This window comes from Pseudomonas sp. AU12215 (genome assembly GCF_001675465.2).
In the GTDB taxonomy this organism is placed as follows: domain Bacteria; phylum Pseudomonadota; class Gammaproteobacteria; order Pseudomonadales; family Pseudomonadaceae; genus Pseudomonas; species Pseudomonas nitroreducens.
On sequence record NZ_MACM02000140.1, the window covers coordinates 118590 to 135616 of the forward strand.

Here is a 17027-nt window from a genome sequence, read left to right on the forward strand (position 1 = left end):
CGCGGCGGACGGCGCGTCAATTACCGCCGGATATCTGGGCGAAGCGCGCCCGATCGGAGGCAAAGCTGCTTTGCGCCTGAATCCGCAACTGCTGGTAGCGAGCGATATCCTGCTGCAGGCGCTGTTCATCGTCGCGCAGGTTGCTCAGTTGCGCGACCAGGTCGTCCGGCACCTGGCGACCGGCGCGCTCCTGGTCGGCGGCACGGGCCTGCAGGTTGGCCTGCTGCATCTTCAGCGACTGCAGGTTGCCCTTGGCCACGCTGGCCAGCCCATCGAGTTCGGCCAGCTTGCGATCGCGGGCACGGTCGACGTCTTCCACGCTGGTATACATGCGCATCAACTGCTGATCGGAGCTGGCGCGGGCGGCGTCCGCCTTGCGCTGCTCGATCTCGGCGGCGGTCGGTGCCGGCGGAACCTCGCGGATGACCCGGCCCTGGTCGTTGAGCACCTGGTAGCCCTTGCCGATGTACTGCGGAGGGACACCCAGGCGGTCGATGACGGTGATGCCCTTGTCATTGACGTAACGGTACATCTCGACCTGGCTGGTCGGCTGCCCGGCAGCCGTCACCTGGCCTGCGAGCATGGCTCCCAGAAGCCCCATCAACACCCTGTAGCGGAAAGCACCCTGCTTGGCCATGCCCTACGTCCTGGTTGCGGTTAGATACCGTACTGCGCCCGATAAGCCTCGACAGCCGCGAGATGCTGCTTGAGCTGACCGTCACCGGCCAGATATTCCAATACCTGCTCCAGCGAGACAATGCTGACGACCGGAATCGAAAAGTCCCGTTCAACTTCCTGGATCGCCGACAGCTCACCCTTGCCGCGCTCCTGACGGTTCAGCGCGATCAGCACGCCGGCTGCCTGGGCACCCTGGGCGTCGATGATCTGCATGACCTCGCGGATCGCAGTGCCGGCGGTGATCACGTCATCGATGATCAGCGCGCGGCCGGCCAGCGGCGCGCCGACCAGCGTGCCGCCTTCGCCATGGTCCTTGGCTTCCTTGCGGTTGAAGCACCAGGGCAGGTCGCGGCCGTGCTGTTCGGCCAACGCAATCGCTGTAGCGGCCGCCAGCGGGATTCCTTTATAGGCCGGGCCGAACAACACGTCGAAAGGTATGCCGCTGTCGACCACCGCGCTGGCGTAGAAACGACCCAGCTGGGACAGTGCAACCCCGGTATTGAACAGACCGGCGTTGAAGAAGTACGGACTGGTGCGCCCGGACTTGAGGGTGAACTCGCCGAAGCGAAGAACGCCGCGCTCGATGGCGAAGCGGATGAAATCGCGTTGATATGCGTGCATGGGAGAGAACCGGCCGGTATGAATTTAGCTAAACCGTTTGAGCTCGGGTATCATACACACACGTGATTTTGGGGGCCATTTATGCGGATCATCAGTGTGAACGTGAATGGTATTCAGGCTGCAGCCGAGCGTGGTTTGCTCAGTTGGCTGCAAGCCCAGAATGCCGACGTGATCTGCTTGCAGGATACCCGCGCCTCCGCTTTCGATCTGGATGACCCGTCCTACCAACTGGATGGCTACTTCCTGTACGCCTGCGATGCCGAAGTGCCCAGTCAGGGTGGCGTCGCAATCTATAGTCGTCTGCAACCCAAGGCTGTCATAAGCGGCCTGGGTTTCGAGATGGCCGATCGTTACGGGCGCTACCTGCAAGCCGATTTCGATAAGGTGAGTATCGCCACTCTCCTGCTGCCTACCGGGCAGGAAGGGGACGAGAACCTGAACCACAAGTTCAAGTTCATGGACGATTTCGCCCAGTACATGAACAAGCAGCGCCGCAAGCGCCGCGAATACATCTATTGCGGCTCGCTCTACGTCGCGCACCAGAAGCTGGACGTGAAGAACTGGCGCGAATGCCAGCAATCGCCCGGCTTCATGGCGCCGGAGCGTGGCTGGATGGATGAGATCTTCGGCACCATGGGCTACGTCGACGCCCTGCGCGAGGTCAACCGCGAAGGCGACCAGTACAGCTGGTGGCCGGAAAGCGAACAGGCCGAGCTGCTCAACCTGGGCTGGCGCTTCGACTACCAGATCCTCACGCCGGGGCTGCGCCGCTTCGTGCGCGGCGCCAAGCTGCCGCGCCAGCCGCGTTTCTCCCAGCATGCGCCGCTGATCGTGGACTACGACTGGACCCTGAGCATCTGAGCCCCGTCGTGCCGCCGAGAGGCGGACAGAAAAAAGCCGGCTTCGAGCCGGCTTTTTCGTGCCTGGAGTTCAGCCCCTACTTGATCGGGCGCCAGGTGAAGGGATAGCGATAATCCAGCCCTTCGTTGGCCTTGATCCCGGCGATGATGGTGAGCACCAGCGCGCCGATACTCACCAGCCCCAGCAGGAAGAAGCCGATCACCACCAGCATCAGCAGGAAGCTGACCATCACCGCGAGGCTCACGGTGATCTGGAAGTTCAGCGCCTCTTTGCCCTGGCGGTCCACGAACGGGTCCGATTCACGCTTGATCTGCCAGACGATCAGCGGCCCGAGCAGGTTGCCGAAGGGAAAGATGAAGCCGAGAAAGGCGGCGAAGTGGCAGAACATCGCCCACTGGCGGGCTTCCTGGCTCGGTTGAACCTGCTGTACCGGTACTTCGTCGCTCATCCTTTCGCTCCTTGCCGTTGGGTATCGAGTGCGGATCAGTCCGCCAGCGCGGCGCGCTGCAGTTCGAACAGTTCGCGCAGGCCCTGCTGCGCCAGCTCCAGCATGGCATTCAGCTCGGCCGGCTGGAAGGGCGCACCCTCGGCGGTGCCCTGGACCTCGATGAAGCCGCCGGCATCGGTCATGACCACGTTCAGGTCGGTCTCGGCGGCGGAATCCTCCAGGTAGTCCAGGTCCAGCACCGGCTCGCCCTGGTACATGCCCACGGAAACGGCAGCGACCATCTGCTTGAGCGGGTTGCCTTTGAGCGCACCACGCTTCTTCAGCACGGCCAGCGCATCGATCAACGCCACGGTCGCGCCGGTGATGGACGCAGTGCGGGTGCCACCGTCGGCCTGGATCACATCGCAATCGATGTACAGGGTGTTCTCGCCCAGCTTGCTCAGGTCCAGCGCGGCGCGCAGGGAGCGGCCGATCAGGCGCTGGATCTCCAGGGTGCGACCACCCTGCTTGCCGCGTGCGGCTTCACGCTGGTTACGCTCGCCGGTGGAGCGCGGCAGCATGCCGTACTCGGCGGTCAGCCAGCCCTGGCCCTGGCCCTTGAGGAAGCGCGGCACACCGGATTCGGCGCTGACGGTGCAGATCACCTTGGTGTCGCCGAACTCGACCAGCACGGAACCCTCGGCGTGCTTGGTGTAATGGCGGGTGATACGGATCGGGCGCAGTTGGTCGGCGGCGCGGCCACTGGGACGGTTCATGGAGGCATCCTGTACAGATTGCTGGCGGGGGAATGTCGGCCATTATAGAGGCCAGCGGACGGCCGCAACCACCGCCGGTGTGCGGTGGCGCGCCAGGCTGGGTTACAATTGCCGGTTTCCGACGACCTGTCGGCCGTTTCCCACAGTCTTCAAGCGAGGTAATTCCATGGTCCACAGCATGACCGCCTTCGCCCGCGTCGAGCGCGCCGGCACCCATGGAACCCTCAGTTGGGAGCTGCGCTCGGTCAACCATCGCTACCTCGAGCCCAACCTGCGTCTGCCCGAAGCCTTCCGCGACCTCGAAGGCGCGGTGCGCGAGGCGCTGCGCCAGGGCCTGTCGCGCGGCAAGGTGGAATGCACCCTGCGCTTCAACGAGGAGAACGCCGGCAAGCCGCTGCAGGTCGACCGCGAACGCGCCGCGCAACTGGTCGCCGCCGCCGAGACCGTCGCCGGCCTGATCCAGCAGCCCGCCCCGCTCGACCCGCTGGCCGTGCTGGCCTGGCCGGGAGTGCTGGTGGGCGATGCCGCCGATCCGCAGGCGCTCAATGCCAGCGCCCTGGCCGCCTTCAACCAGGCCCTGGACGAGCTCAAGGCCGGCCGCGCCCGCGAAGGCGCGGACCTGGCGAAGATCATCGACGAACGCCTGAGCGCCATGCAGGAAGAAGTGGTGAACCTGCGCGAGCTGGTGCCGCAGATGCTCGCCAACCAGCGCCAGAAGATCCTCGACCGCTTCAACGAGATGAAGGCCGAGCTCGACCCGCAGCGCCTGGAGCAGGAAATGGTCCTGCTGGCGCAGAAGAGCGACGTCGCCGAAGAGCTCGACCGCCTGACCACCCACATCACCGAAGTGCGCCGCGTGCTCAAGGCCGGCGGCGCTGCCGGCCGCCGCCTGGACTTCCTGATGCAGGAACTCAACCGCGAGGCCAACACGCTGGGTTCGAAGGCTTTCGATCCACGCTCGACCCAGGCAGCGGTCAACCTCAAGGTCCTGATCGAGCAGATGCGCGAGCAGGTCCAGAATATCGAGTAAGCCGGACGCCTCCGGCTTCCATTCAGTCAACCGTTACTCCAGGAAAGCGCCATGTCCGGCACCCTGTACATCGTTTCCGCGCCGTCGGGCGCCGGCAAGACCAGCCTGGTCAAGGCCCTGCTCGACACCATGCCCAGCGTGCGCGTTTCCGTTTCCCACACCACCCGCGGCATGCGCCCGGGCGAGGTGGACGGGGTGAACTACCACTTCGTCGGTCATGACACTTTCAAGGCCATGCTCGAACGCAACGAGTTTCTCGAGCACGCGCAGGTCTTCGACAATCTCTACGGCACCTCCCAGCGCTGGGTGGAAAAGACCCTGGCCGAGGGCAACGACCTGATCCTGGAGATCGACTGGCAGGGCGCGCAGCAGGTGCGCCGGCTGATGCCCCAGGCGCAGTCGATCTTCATCCTGCCGCCGACCCAGGAAGCCCTGCGCCAGCGCCTGACCAACCGCGGCCAGGACAGCGACGAGGTCATCGAGCGGCGCATGCAGGAAGCCGTCAGCGAAATGAGCCACTATGTGGAGTACGATCACCTGGTGATCAACGACGATTTCGCCCACGCGCTGGAAGACCTCAAGGCAATCTTCCGCGCCCGCCAGCTGCGCCAGGATGCCCAGCAGCAACGCCATACCGAGCTGCTGCAGCGCCTGCTGGCCTGAATCGGGCGAGCAAAGGCACTTCCATAAAGATTGGCGATTTTTTAGACTATCCAGTCCGCCCGGTAATTCTCCGGGTCTCCATTTGCGTAATGAGGAACACCATGGCCCGCGTCACCGTTGAAGACTGCCTGGACAACGTCGATAACCGTTTCGAGCTGGTCATGCTCGCCACCAAGCGTTCGCGCCAGCTGGCTACCGGCGGCAAGGAGCCCAAGGTACCGTGGGAAAACGACAAGCCCACCGTTGTCGCCCTGCGCGAAATCGCCTCGGGCCTGGTGGATGCTGACATCGTTCAGCAGGAGGACGTGGTTGAAGAAGAGCCGCTGTTCGCTGCTTTTGAAGACGAGGCCAACAACGAGGCCCTGTAAGTCGATGTCCGGCCGACGAATCGGCGCGCCACGACGCACTGCTCGGCAGGGGGTGAACCCATGCCGAGCATAGATGCCTTCGCCGACCGGCTATCGAGCTATCTGGGCCCGGATCAGGTCAACCTGGTCCGCCGCGCCTACTACTACGCCGAGCAGGCCCATGACGGGCAGCGCCGCCGCAGCGGCGAAGCCTACGTCACGCACCCGCTCGCCGTCGCCAACATCCTCGCCGACATGCACATGGACCATCAGAGCCTGATGGCGGCCATGCTGCACGACGTGATCGAGGACACCGGCATCGCCAAGGAAGCGCTCACCGCGCAGTTCGGCGAGACCGTCTCGGAACTGGTGGACGGGGTCAGCAAGCTGACCCAGATGAACTTCGAGTCCAAGGCCGAGGCGCAGGCCGAGAACTTCCAGAAGATGGCCATGGCCATGGCACGCGACATCCGCGTGATCCTGGTGAAGCTGGCCGACCGCCTGCACAACATGCGCACGCTGGAAGTGCTGTCGGGCGAGAAACGCCGGCGCATCGCCAAGGAAACCCTGGAAATCTACGCGCCCATCGCCAACCGGCTGGGCATGCACAGCATGCGCGTGGAGTTCGAGGACCTGGGCTTCAAGGCCATGCACCCGATGCGCTCCGAGCGCATCCGCCAGGCGGTGAAGAAAGCCCGCGGCAACCGCCGCGAGATCGTCGGCAAGATCCAGGAATCGCTGGTCAACTGCCTCGCCCGCGAAGGCATGGAAGGCCAGGTCCTGGGCCGCGAGAAGCACCTGTTCAGCATCTACAAGAAGATGCGCGGCAAGCGCAAGGCGTTCAACGAGATCATGGACGTCTACGCCTTCCGCGTCATCGTCGACAAGGTCGACACCTGCTACCGCGTGCTCGGCGCCGTGCACAACCTGTACAAGCCGTTCCCCGGTCGCTTCAAGGACTACATCGCGATTCCCAAGGCCAACGGCTACCAGTCGTTGCACACCACGCTGTTCGGCATGCACGGCGTGCCCATCGAGATCCAGATCCGCACCCGCGAGATGGAAGAGATGGCCAACCACGGGATCGCCGCGCACTGGTTGTACAAGTCCAGCGAAGAGGAAGCCCAGAAGGGCACCCACGCCCGCGCCCGCCAGTGGGTGAAGGGCATCCTCGAACTGCAGCAGCGCGCGGGCAACTCGCTGGAATTCATCGAGAACGTGAAGATCGACCTGTTCCCGGACGAGGTCTACGTCTTCACGCCCAAGGGCCGCATCATGGAGTTGCCCAAGGGCTCCACGGCGGTCGACTTCGCCTACGCGGTGCACACCGACGTCGGCAACAGCTGCATCGCCTGCCGTATCAACCGCCGCCTGGCGCCGCTGTCCGAACCGCTGCAGAGCGGCGCGACGGTGGAAATCGTCACCGCGCCGGGCACCCGGCCGAACCCGGCCTGGCTCAACTTCGTGGTCACCGGCAAGGCGCGCACGCACATTCGCCACGCGCTCAAGCTGCAGCGCCGCTCCGAGTCGATCAACCTCGGCGAGCGCCTGCTGAACAAGACCCTGGCCGGCTTCGACAGCCACCTGGAGAAGATTCCGCAGGAACGCATCCAGGGTGTGCTCAGCGAATACCGCATGGAAGTCTTCGAGGACCTGCTCGAAGAGATTGGCCTGGGCAACCGCATGGCCTACGTGGTCGCGCGCCGCCTGCTGTCCAGCGAAGGCGAGGAAGCGCCCAGCGCCGAAGGTCCGCTGGCGATTCGCGGCACCGAGGGCCTGGTGCTCAGCTACGCCAAGTGCTGCACGCCGATCCCGGGAGACCCGATCGTCGGCCACCTGTCCGCCGGCAAGGGCATGGTCGTGCACCTGGAGAACTGCCGGAACATCAGCGAGATTCGCCACAACCCGGAAAAATGCATCCAGCTCAGCTGGGCCAAGGATGTCACCGGCGAATTCAACGTCGAATTGCGCGTCGAACTGGAACACCAGCGCGGCCTGATCGCCCTGCTGGCGACCAGCGTCAACGCCGCCGACGGCAACATCGAGAAGATCAGCATGGACGAGCGCGACGGCCGCATCAGCGTGGTCCAGCTCGTCGTCAGCGTGCATGACCGTGTGCACCTGGCCCGCGTCATCAAGAAGCTGCGCGCGCTCAAGGGCGTGATCCGCATCACCCGCATGCGCAGCTGATCCCACCCTAAGGAGTCGACATGACCAAGACCGTTATCCACACCGACAAAGCTCCGGCCGCCATCGGTACCTACTCCCAGGCGATCAAGGCCGGCAACACCGTCTATGTCTCCGGTCAGATCCCGCTGGACCCGAAAACCATGGAACTGGTCGAGGGCTTCGAAGAGCAGACCGTCCAGGTCTTCGAGAACCTGAAAGCCGTCATCGAGGCTTCCGGCGGCTACCTGCACGACGTCGCCAAGCTGAACATCTTCCTCACCGACCTCTCGCACTTCGCCAAGGTCAACGAGATCATGGGCAAGTACTTCACCCAGCCCTACCCGGCCCGTGCCGCCATTGGCGTCGCCGCACTGCCCAAGGGCGCGCAGGTCGAGATGGACGCCATCGTCGTCCTGGAATAAGCGCTACGAAACACCTACGGGGCCCCGGAGGGTCTGATGTCGTTTCGACGTGGCCGCGACGGAGCCGCATTTTGCGCAGGGTGAGGCGCGAATCGTGTGGTTTGGTCACTCCAAATGAACGATGAGTAACGAAGCGCTGCGCAAAATGCGGCCCGCTCCTTCGGGTTGCGCGTCAAATCACGCCATGCGTCGTTGCGGGGCTAGGTAAGGGAGCGCCATTACCGTCGCCCCGCGTCTAGCCTGGCGTGATTTGACGCGGCAACGCGGTTCACGACGAAACGTCATCAGACCCTTTCCCCGTTCCTTTGTCTGCAAGGAGCAAACATGCGTCGCGCCCTGATCCTGAGCGCTCTGATCGGCCTGCTTACTGGCTGCGCCGGCACCCCGTCCGACCCTTCCGGCGTCTGGGTCAACCAGGCCGCCATCGATGCTGCCGGCAAAGGTGGCAAGCTGCGCGAGGCGCTGCTGGCCTACGGCCCGAACCTGGAATGGAAGCTGGACACCAAGGCCAGCCAGGCGACCTTCAGCAACGGCTTCGAGCTGGGCGAAGGGCAGCTTACCCAGACCGATCCCAAGCACTACCGCGTGGAGTTCTACGGCAGCAACCAGGAATCCCTGGAGCTGGACGGCAAGGAACTGGTGCAGGTAGGCAGCGACAACTGGCCCGAACAGCGCTTCCTGCGTCCCAAGGAGCAGCCCGCGACGCAGGCATCGGCCGGCAGCACCTTCGAGAACGCCCTGTATGCGGCCTACCTCAACGGCACCTGGATCATCGAGGAAGGCGAAGGCAAGGGCAGCAAGGTCAAGTTCCTCTCCAACGGCAGCCTCGAAGGCATGCCGGGCTTCGACCGCTACGCGCTGTGCCTGGCCGGCGACTGCGCGGCCATGAGCGGCGACAACGACAGCATCTGGCTGCAACAGGGCCAGCAAGGCCGCGAGTATCTGTTCGAGCGTGACGGCGACAAGCTGGAGCTGTTCGAGGCGGTAAATCGCGCCCAGGCCGATGAAATGCCCAGCTACGCGCCGGGCAACAAGGTCTGGACCCTGGAGCGCGACTGATCCGCAAGCGGACGGGCTGACAGCATCAGCGCAGCCCGCTCCACAGCAGCCAGCCGCCCAGCGCCAGCAGCAATCCCCCGCAGATCATGTCCAGCGCCGTCACCCGACGCTTCAGCCAGCCGCGCCAGCGCGGGCGATCCAGCAGGCGCACCAGCGCCATGTCCCACAGCAGTACCACCGCGCCCATCCACAGCACGCAGGCCCCCAGTGCCCAGGCGGGCAGGTGGAACTGCCCGAGTACGCCGAACAGCCCGGCATAGAAGATCGGCAGCTTGGGATTCAGGCTGCTGGCCAGGAACCCCTCGCGCACTCCCCGCAGGAAGCCGCCCGCCTTGTGGTTGCCGCCGGCTGTGGGAATCTCCAGCTTCCGCCGCGCCAGCAGAGCCTGCGTACCGAGCCAGACGAAATAGCCACCTCCCAGCAATTGCACGACGCGCAGCCCATGGCTCGCCACCTCCGGCAGCAGGCCGAGGACGAACAACACCAGCAGCATGCTGGCCAGATTGGCCAGGGAGATGCCCGCTGCGCAGCCGTCTGCATGGCGCCTGCCGCGCAAAAGCGCAGCGCGAATCAGCAGGAAGAAATCCGGCCCCGGCGACAGCAGGGCGGCGAAGTGAGTGCTGGCAACCAGCGCGAAGGCGGCGAACATGGCGATCTCCCGAATGCGGCGTCGCGCAGTCTGAAAGGACCGACCTCGTGGAGTCTTGGAAGAAACTCAGGTGCGCGTGGCGCGCAGGAAACGTCCGGGAGTGACGCCAGTGAAGCGGCGGAAGGTGCCGGAAAAATGCGCCTGGTCGTAGAAGCCCAGGGTGAGCGCGACATCCAGCGGCTTCTCGCCAGCCACCAGCAGGCGCTTGGCCTCGCGGATGCGTCGCTGCAGCAGATAGGTATGCGGCGGCACGCCGTAGGCGTTGCGGAAGGCTTCGATCAGGTGGCGCGGATGGCGCTGCAACAGCGTGGCGAGTTCTTCGAGGCTGACTGCCTCGCGGTAATGCGCCTCCAGATAATCCCGCAGCTTTGTGGTGGCACTGCCATCGCGCGCGGCCGAGGCCGTCGGGCGCATGCCACCGTGGCGGACGAACACCAACTCCAGCAGCGCCAGCAGTTCGCTTTCCAGCGCCAGCGCATCGTTGCGTTCGAACTCGCTGGCCACACGCCGCAGCGCTTCCGCCACCTGCCCGTCATCGTTCGGATTGAGCGCCTGGAAGCCGCGCGGCAACTGCTTGCGGCCCAGCAGCGGGAGCAGGCGCGACTCCTCGATGTAGAGCATGCGGTAGACCAGACGCTCGGACTCGGCATTGCCGGTATGTGGCTCCTCCGGGTTCATCAGCGACAGGGTGCCGGCCGGCAGCACGTGGTGCGCGCCACGGCACTGGTAGCCGCCAGCGCCGTGCAGGATGGCGCCGATGGCGAAGGCATCGTGGCTATGACGCCCGAACGGCTGGCCGGAGAAGTCCGCGTGGAACAACTCCACCCCCGGCAACCAGGGGCGCACCAGCAGCCGGTTGGCGTCCATCAGTCCTGCTTGCCCGCGAGAATCGCCGCGTAGCCTTCGCGGAAGCTCGGGTAACGCGGCTCCCAGCCCAGCGCACGGGCGCGAGCATTGCTGCAGCGCTTGCTGCCGGCGCGGCGCACGGTCTGCTCGTCGGCCCAGTGGGTCACGCCAAGGTGCGAGCGCAGCCAGGCGACCACGTCATGCAATGCAGCGGGGTCGTTGTCGACGCCGAGGTAGCAGTCTTCCAGCGCAACACCTTGGCGATCGGCCTCCAGCAGATGCGCCAGCAGGCCGGCACAGTCCTCGGCGTGAATGCGGTTGGCGTACAGCGGCGGCTCGCTGGCTACGCGGTAGCCCTCGCGCACCTGCTTGAGCAGCCACTCGCGGCCGGGGCCGTAGATGCCGGTGAGACGCACGACGCTGGCGGGAATGCCGCTCTGCAGCGCCACCTGCTCGGCTTCGAGCATCACGCTGCCGGAATAGCTTTCGGCCTCGGCCGGCGAGGTCTCGTCGATCCACTCGCCATTGCGCTGGGCATACACGCCGCTGCTGGAAACGAACAGCAGGCGCTTGGGCGTCTGCCCGCGCTGCTTGAGCCAACCGAGGGTATTGCGCAGGCCTTCGACATAGGCGGCACGATAACCAGCCTCGTCATGCTGGGTCGCGGCGGCGCAGTACACCAGGTAATCCAGGCTGCCGACCGGCCAGGTATCGGGGCATTCGAGCTGGGCCAGGTCACCTGCCACCGGCAGCACTTCCAGCGGCAGCGCGGCGACGTTGCGACGCAGGCCATGGACGCGCCAGTCCTGCGCGGCCAGTTGACGCCCCAGGCGGCTGCCGACATCGCCGCAACCGACGATCATCAGGCTCGGGAAGGTGCTCTTGCTCATGCTTGGCTCCGCGAATCAAAGCTCGGCAGTTTAGCGCGGTTGGTTCGCGGCGGTGCAGCCGCTATGCTTGGGCCACCTCAACGGATTTAGTCGCCATGACCCTGACCGAACTGCGCTACATCGTCACGCTTGCCCAGGAGCAACACTTCGGCCGCGCCGCGGAGCGCTGCCATGTCAGCCAGCCGACCCTGTCGGTGGGCGTGAAGAAGCTGGAAGACGAGCTCGGCGTGCTGATCTTCGAGCGCAGCAAGAGTGCGGTGCGCCTGACCCCGGTCGGCGAAGGCATCGTGGCGCAGGCGCAGAAGGTGCTGGAACAGGCCCAGGGCATCCGCGAACTGGCCCAGGCCGGCAAGAACCAGTTGACCTCGCCGCTCAAGGTCGGCGCCATCTACACCATCGGCCCGTACCTGTTCCCGCACCTGATCCCGCAGCTGCATCGGGTCGCTCCGCAGATGCCGCTGTACATCGAGGAAAACTTCACCCACATCCTGCGCGACAAGCTGCGCACCGGCGAGCTGGACGCGATCATCATCGCCCTGCCGTTCCAGGAAGCCGACGTGCTGACCCTGCAGCTGTTCGACGAGCCCTTCTACGTGCTGATGCCGGCGGACCACCAATGGACCGCGAAGAAGACCATCGACCCGGAGCTGCTCAACGACAAGAGCCTGCTGCTGCTCGGCGAAGGCCACTGCTTCCGCGACCAGGTGCTCGAAGCCTGCCCGACGACCCACAAGGGCAGCGAGAACAAGCACACCACGGTGGAATCCAGCTCGCTGGAAACCATCCGCCACATGGTCGCCTCCGGCCTGGGCGTGTCGGTGCTGCCGTTCTCCGCCGTGGACAGCCACCACTACGCGCCGGGCGTGCTGGAAGTGCGTCCGTTCAGCGCGCCAGTGCCCTTCCGTACCGTCGCCATCGCCTGGCGCGCCAGCTTCCCGCGGCCGCGAGCGATAGAGGTGCTGGCCGACTCGATCCGCCTCTGTTCGGTCGCCAAGCCGACCGTCAAGGGTGAAGCCGAGCCGGCATGACCGATCTGTCTAACGTCCCGGTCACCGCGCTCAAGGGCGTAGGCGCCGCGCTGGAGGAGAAGCTGGCGAAGGTCGGCCTGGAGAACCTCCAGGACATCCTCTTCCACCTGCCGCTGCGCTACCAGGACCGCACCCGCATCACGCCCATCGGCGCGCTGCGCCCGGGGCAGGATGCGGTGGTCGAAGGCGTGGTCTCCGGCGCCGACGTGGTGATGGGCAAGCGTCGCAGTTTATTGGTGCGCCTGCAGGACGGCACCGGCACGCTGAGCCTGCGCTTCTATCACTTCAGCCAGGCGCAGAAGGAAAACCTCAAGCGCGGCACGCACCTGCGCTGCTACGGCGAGGCGCGCCCCGGCGCATCGGGCCTGGAGATCTACCACCCCGAATACCGCTCGCTCACCGACGCCGTCGCGGCGCCGGTGGAGCAGACGCTGACACCGATCTACCCGACCACCGAAGGCCTTACCCAGCAGCGTCTGCGCCAGCTGAGCGAGCAGACCCTGGCGCGCCTCGGCCCGTCGAGCCTGCCGGACTGGCTGCCGGCGGAGCTGGCCCGCGACTACCGCCTGGGCCCGCTGGACGAAGCCATCCGCTACCTGCATCGGCCGCCGCCGGACGCCGATCTGGAAGAGCTCGCCGAAGGCCGCCACTGGGCGCAGCACCGCCTGGCCTTCGAGGAACTGCTGACCCACCAGCTGTCGCTGCAACGCCTGCGCGAGAGCGTGCGCTCCCAGGCCGCGCCGCAGCTGCCACCGGCCAAGCGACTGCCGGCGCTGTACCTGAAGAACCTCGGCTTCAAGCCCACCGGCGCGCAGCAGCGAGTCGGTGCGGAGATCGCCTACGACCTCGCCCAGCCCGAGCCGATGCTGCGCCTGGTACAAGGCGACGTGGGTGCTGGCAAGACCGTGGTCGCCGCCCTCGCCGCCCTGCAAGCACTGGAGGCCGGCTACCAGGTGGCGCTGATGGCGCCCACCGAGATCCTTGCCGAGCAGCACTTCCTCAACTTCACCAAGTGGCTGCAGCCGCTGGGCATCGAAGTCGCCTGGCTGGCCGGCAAGCTCAAGGGCAAGGCCCGCGCCAGTGCGCTGGAGCAGATCGCCGGCGGCGCGCCGATGATCGTCGGCACCCACGCGCTGTTCCAGGACGAAGTGAAGTTCAAGCGCCTGGCCCTGGTGATCATCGACGAGCAGCACCGCTTCGGCGTGCAGCAGCGCCTCGCCCTGCGCCAGAAAGGCGTGGACGGACGGCTCTGCCCGCACCAGCTGATCATGACCGCCACACCGATCCCACGAACCCTGGCGATGAGCGCCTACGCCGACCTGGACACCTCGATCCTCGACGAGCTGCCGCCCGGCCGCACGCCGGTGAACACCGTGCTGGTGGCCGACAGCCGCCGCATCGAAGTGATCGAGCGGGTTCGCGCCGCCTGCGCTGAAGGTCGTCAGGCCTACTGGGTGTGCACGCTGATCGAAGAGTCCGAAGAACTGACCTGCCAGGCCGCCGAGACCACCTACGAGGAACTCTCCTCGGCACTGGGTGAGCTGCGCGTCGGCCTGATCCACGGGCGCATGAAGCCGGCGGACAAGGCCGTGATCATGGAGGCCTTCAAGGAAGGCCTGCTGCAGTTGCTGGTCGCCACCACGGTGATCGAGGTCGGCGTGGACGTGCCCAACTCCAGCCTGATGATCATCGAGAACCCCGAACGGCTGGGCCTGGCCCAGTTGCACCAGCTGCGCGGCCGGGTCGGCCGGGGCAGCGCGGCGAGCCACTGCGTGCTGCTCTACCACCCGCCGCTGTCGCAGATCGGCCGCGAGCGCCTGGGGATCATGCGCGAGACCTGCGATGGCTTCGTCATCGCCGAAAAGGACCTGGAGCTGCGCGGCCCCGGCGAAATGCTCGGCACCCGCCAGACCGGCCTGCTGCAATTCAAGGTCGCCGACCTGATGCGCGACGCCGACCTGCTGCCAGCCGTACGCGATGCCGCTCAAGCCTTACTCGCACACTGGCCGCAATCGGTCAGCCCATTGCTGGCACGCTGGCTGCGACACGGACAGCAATACGGACAAGTGTGATGTATTTCACTCTCATCGGTCAGTTGACTGCTCGGTCACGCTGACTGCGTGGTTATACTCCGACCCAGCCGTTGATAACCGGATCACATTCATGAGCGACGCCGCACGCGCCCCATCCGACTCCTCGCAGGCCCCAGAGGTCATCCTGCAGCTGCTCGCCAAGCTAGGCATTGCCTCTCGCGAAGTCTGCGATGCCACCACGCTTCCGGCCGCCCGCCGGGTGCAGGCCAGCCTGCTGGAAGATGCCGTCGGCACCTTGCTGGTGCTGTTCCCGCAAAGCCAGTTGCTGGACCTCAACCGCCTGGCCGAACTCACCGGACGCAAGCTGGTGGCGGTCAAGCCCGATCGCCTGGAGCGCATGCTCGGCAAGCACCAGCTCGGCCGCCTGCCGGCGCTGCCGCCGCTGACCAGCTCGCCGTGCCTGTATGACGAGCGCCTGCTGCAGGAACCCCAGCTGCTGATCGAGTCCGGCGCGCCGGGCACGCTGCTGGAGATTCCCACCGCGTCCTTCCGCAGCCTGCTGGAAAAAGCCAGCGCGGCGCGCTTTGGCGTGGCGCTGGAGTCGATCCGACCGAACCTCGACCGCCCGGACGATGACCGCAAGGAAATCACCCAGGCCGTGCAGGCGTTCACCGCCCGCCGCATCCAGCAGCGTCTCGAGGAAACCATCGAGATTCCGCCGCTGCCGGAAACCGCGCAGAAGATCATCAAGCTGCGTGTCGACCCCAATGCCACGGTGGACGACATCACCGGCGTGGTGGAAACCGACCCGGCCCTGGCCGCGCAGGTAGTCAGCTGGGCGGCCTCGCCCTACTACGCCGCGCCCGGCAAGATCCGCTCGGTGGAAGACGCCATCGTCCGCGTGCTGGGCTTCGACCTGGTGATCAACCTCGCCCTCGGCCTGGCCCTGGGCAAGACCCTGAGTCTGCCCAAGGACCAGCCGCAACACGCCACGCCCTACTGGCACCAGGCGATCTATACCGCCGCGGTGATCGAGGGGCTGACCCGCGCAGTGCCTCGCGCCGAGCGCCCGGAAGCCGGCCTGACCTACCTGGGCGGCCTGCTGCATAGCATCGGCTACCTGGTCCTGGCGCACATCTTCCCGCCGCATTTCTCGCTGATCTGCCGGCACCTGGAAGTGAACCCGCACGTCGAGCACAACCTCGTCGAGCAGCACCTGCTGGGCATCACCCGCGAGCAGATCGGCGCCTGGCTGATGCGCACCTGGGACATGCCCGAAGAGATCTACACCGCGCTGCGCTTCCAGCACGACCCGTCCTACGCTGGCGATTACTCGGCCTACGCCAACCTGGTGTGCCTGGCGACCCGCCTGCTGCGCAACCATGGCATCGGCAGCGGCCCGGAGACCGACATTCCGCAGGACTTGCTGGACCGCCTGGATATCCCGCGTGAAAAGGCTGAGGACGCTGTACGCAAGGTCCTCGACGCCGAAGCGGTGCTGCGCGAGCTGGCCAGCCAGTTCAATCCGGCGCATTGAATGTATCGGCGCTGAAGCCGGCGCAATGCAACATGCAAAAGGCCCCGTCAGGGGCCTTTTTCATGTCCGTAGAAAGGCGCCTCAGGCGGCTTTCTTGTCGCTGGCCGGCGCGGCTTTCTTCTTCGGCTTGAGGTACTTCACCAGGCCCTGGAACCAGATCACCAGGCCGGGGTTGCCCTGGATCTGAATGTCCTTGTTCTGGATGCCCTGCATGAAGGCCAGTTGCGGATTCTTCGAAGTCATGGTGGCGAAGCCGTAGGCGCCATCCTTGAAGCCCAGGGCAAAAGCCGGGCTCGGATGAGTGCCGCGACGGGCGCTGACCTTGAGGTCCTTGACGATGTAGTGGCGGGCAACCTTGCCATCGAGGGTGTGGAGCTGGAACACCAGGTCCTTGCCTTCGAGCTGCTTCTGGAATGCCGGGTTTTCGCGGCTGGCCTTGGCCATCAGGCGACCGAGCATCCACAGGAGAAGACGGAATTTCATGCACAAACCTCGACGTTCGAGACAAAAGTCTGCGCATTGTAGCCAGTTTGAAAACGGACTACATCCGGTCTTTTGGAGGGATTATGTAACTGAGGAGGCAACCCGGAGCCGCTCTGGCTCCGGGTTCGAAGCGATCAGTTGACCGCGTCTTTCAGCGCCTTGCCCGGTTTGAAGGCAACGGTGTTGCTGGCTTTGATCTTGACCGGCTGGCCGGTTTGCGGGTTCTTGCCGGTACGGGCGCCACGGTGGCGCTGAACGAAGGTACCGAAACCGACAAGGGTAACGCTGTCCTTGCGGTTGAGCGCGCCAGTGATTTCATCCAGCAGCGCGTTCAGCACCTTGTTGGCTTGTTCTTTGGTGAGGTCGGCCTTCTCGGCGATCGCGGCGGCGAGTTCTGGTTTACACATAAATGCCTCTTTGACGGTTTGTTGTTGTTGTGTCCGTGCTGTCTTCCCAACAGCGCCCAAGGCACCGCAGCCTTGCCGTACAGGCTCTAGGCTGCGGCAGA

At 65.4% G+C, this 17027-nt stretch carries 19 protein-coding genes; 10 read left to right on the forward strand and 9 right to left on the reverse strand.

Annotated features, from left to right (window positions below; translation table 11 throughout):
- Nucleotides 1-16 precede the first annotated feature (16 nt).
- Together A9513_RS19740 and pyrE are read right to left on the reverse strand one after the other, a co-directional pair.
- Nucleotides 17-583, reverse strand: a complete 567-nt coding sequence (locus A9513_RS19740) for a DUF4124 domain-containing protein (RefSeq protein WP_226046623.1) — start codon at nucleotides 581-583, stop codon at nucleotides 17-19.
- Nucleotides 584-657: 74 nt separating this feature from the next.
- Nucleotides 658-1299 (reverse strand): orotate phosphoribosyltransferase, encoded by a 642-nt coding sequence (gene pyrE / locus A9513_RS19745; RefSeq protein ID WP_024762062.1) that lies wholly within the window; start codon nucleotides 1297-1299, stop codon nucleotides 658-660.
- An 81-nt stretch (nucleotides 1300-1380) separates the two neighbouring features.
- Between pyrE and A9513_RS19750 the strand changes: the two genes are divergently transcribed.
- Entirely contained in the window at nucleotides 1381-2160 is a 780-nt protein-coding gene (locus A9513_RS19750; protein WP_037009721.1) for an exodeoxyribonuclease III, read from the forward strand.
- A gap of 76 nt (nucleotides 2161-2236) precedes the next feature.
- On the opposite strand, the gene A9513_RS19755 is transcribed toward A9513_RS19750, so the two are convergent.
- Together A9513_RS19755 and rph are read right to left on the reverse strand one after the other, a co-directional pair.
- Complete coding sequence (locus A9513_RS19755; RefSeq protein ID WP_024762061.1) at nucleotides 2237-2608, reverse strand: DUF4870 domain-containing protein; 372 nt, start codon at nucleotides 2606-2608, stop codon at nucleotides 2237-2239.
- 35 nt (nucleotides 2609-2643) lie between these two features.
- Nucleotides 2644-3363: a ribonuclease PH gene (gene rph, locus A9513_RS19760; protein WP_015479557.1), complete on the reverse strand. Its 720-nt coding sequence runs from the start codon at nucleotides 3361-3363 to the stop codon at nucleotides 2644-2646.
- 166 nt (nucleotides 3364-3529) lie between these two features.
- On the opposite strand from rph, the gene A9513_RS19765 reads away from it, so the two are divergent.
- From A9513_RS19765 to A9513_RS19790, 6 genes are all read left to right on the forward strand, one after another.
- Complete coding sequence (locus A9513_RS19765; RefSeq protein WP_024762060.1) at nucleotides 3530-4393, forward strand: YicC/YloC family endoribonuclease; 864 nt, start codon at nucleotides 3530-3532, stop codon at nucleotides 4391-4393.
- 51 nt (nucleotides 4394-4444) lie between these two features.
- Nucleotides 4445-5056, forward strand: coding sequence for a guanylate kinase (gmk, locus tag A9513_RS19770; RefSeq protein ID WP_024762059.1), 612 nt, complete (start codon nucleotides 4445-4447; stop codon nucleotides 5054-5056).
- 101 nt (nucleotides 5057-5157) lie between these two features.
- Entirely contained in the window at nucleotides 5158-5424 is a 267-nt protein-coding gene (gene rpoZ, locus A9513_RS19775) for a DNA-directed RNA polymerase subunit omega (RefSeq protein ID WP_024762058.1), read from the forward strand.
- Nucleotides 5425-5484: 60 nt separating this feature from the next.
- Complete coding sequence (spoT, locus tag A9513_RS19780; protein WP_024762057.1) at nucleotides 5485-7593, forward strand: bifunctional GTP diphosphokinase/guanosine-3',5'-bis pyrophosphate 3'-pyrophosphohydrolase; 2109 nt, start codon at nucleotides 5485-5487, stop codon at nucleotides 7591-7593.
- 20 nt (nucleotides 7594-7613) lie between these two features.
- Nucleotides 7614-7994 (forward strand): RidA family protein, encoded by a 381-nt coding sequence (locus tag A9513_RS19785; RefSeq protein ID WP_024762056.1) that lies wholly within the window; start codon nucleotides 7614-7616, stop codon nucleotides 7992-7994.
- A gap of 324 nt (nucleotides 7995-8318) precedes the next feature.
- Nucleotides 8319-9053 carry a hypothetical protein gene (locus A9513_RS19790; RefSeq protein ID WP_024762055.1) on the forward strand — a complete coding sequence of 245 codons (735 nt, stop codon included), beginning with the start codon at nucleotides 8319-8321 and terminating at the stop codon, nucleotides 9051-9053.
- Nucleotides 9054-9078: 25 nt separating this feature from the next.
- Here A9513_RS19790 and A9513_RS19795 read toward each other — a convergent pair whose 3' ends face one another.
- From A9513_RS19795 to A9513_RS19805, 3 genes are all read right to left on the reverse strand, one after another.
- Nucleotides 9079-9702, reverse strand: a complete 624-nt coding sequence (locus A9513_RS19795; RefSeq protein WP_065085354.1) for a LysE family translocator — start codon at nucleotides 9700-9702, stop codon at nucleotides 9079-9081.
- Between the two features lie 66 nt (nucleotides 9703-9768).
- A complete protein-coding gene (locus A9513_RS19800; RefSeq protein ID WP_037016750.1) occupies nucleotides 9769-10569 on the reverse strand; it encodes an AraC family transcriptional regulator in 801 nt (266 codons plus the stop codon).
- Nucleotides 10569-11438 (reverse strand): NAD-dependent epimerase/dehydratase family protein, encoded by an 870-nt coding sequence (locus tag A9513_RS19805; RefSeq protein ID WP_024762052.1) that lies wholly within the window; start codon nucleotides 11436-11438, stop codon nucleotides 10569-10571. The genes A9513_RS19800 and A9513_RS19805 overlap by 1 nt, the downstream gene beginning before the upstream one ends.
- A gap of 95 nt (nucleotides 11439-11533) precedes the next feature.
- Here A9513_RS19805 and A9513_RS19810 point away from each other — a divergent pair, with 95 nt between their 5' ends.
- The 3 genes from A9513_RS19810 to A9513_RS19820 all read left to right on the forward strand — a co-directional run bounded on the left by A9513_RS19810 (nucleotide 11534) and on the right by A9513_RS19820 (nucleotide 16036).
- Nucleotides 11534-12466, forward strand: a complete 933-nt coding sequence (locus A9513_RS19810) for a hydrogen peroxide-inducible genes activator (RefSeq protein ID WP_037016754.1) — start codon at nucleotides 11534-11536, stop codon at nucleotides 12464-12466.
- Nucleotides 12463-14538, forward strand: a complete 2076-nt coding sequence (recG, locus tag A9513_RS19815) for an ATP-dependent DNA helicase RecG (RefSeq protein ID WP_065085355.1) — start codon at nucleotides 12463-12465, stop codon at nucleotides 14536-14538. Before A9513_RS19810 ends, recG begins: the two co-directional genes overlap by 4 nt.
- Before the next feature lie 91 nt (nucleotides 14539-14629).
- Nucleotides 14630-16036: an aminoacyl-tRNA deacylase and HDOD domain-containing protein gene (locus A9513_RS19820; RefSeq protein WP_065085356.1), complete on the forward strand. Its 1407-nt coding sequence runs from the start codon at nucleotides 14630-14632 to the stop codon at nucleotides 16034-16036.
- Nucleotides 16037-16117: 81 nt separating this feature from the next.
- On the opposite strand, the gene A9513_RS19825 is transcribed toward A9513_RS19820, so the two are convergent.
- Together A9513_RS19825 and A9513_RS19830 are read right to left on the reverse strand one after the other, a co-directional pair.
- Complete coding sequence (locus A9513_RS19825; protein ID WP_024762049.1) at nucleotides 16118-16519, reverse strand: hypothetical protein; 402 nt, start codon at nucleotides 16517-16519, stop codon at nucleotides 16118-16120.
- A 134-nt stretch (nucleotides 16520-16653) separates the two neighbouring features.
- Nucleotides 16654-16926 (reverse strand): HU family DNA-binding protein, encoded by a 273-nt coding sequence (locus A9513_RS19830; protein WP_065085357.1) that lies wholly within the window; start codon nucleotides 16924-16926, stop codon nucleotides 16654-16656.
- Nucleotides 16927-17027: the final 101 nt, after the last annotated feature.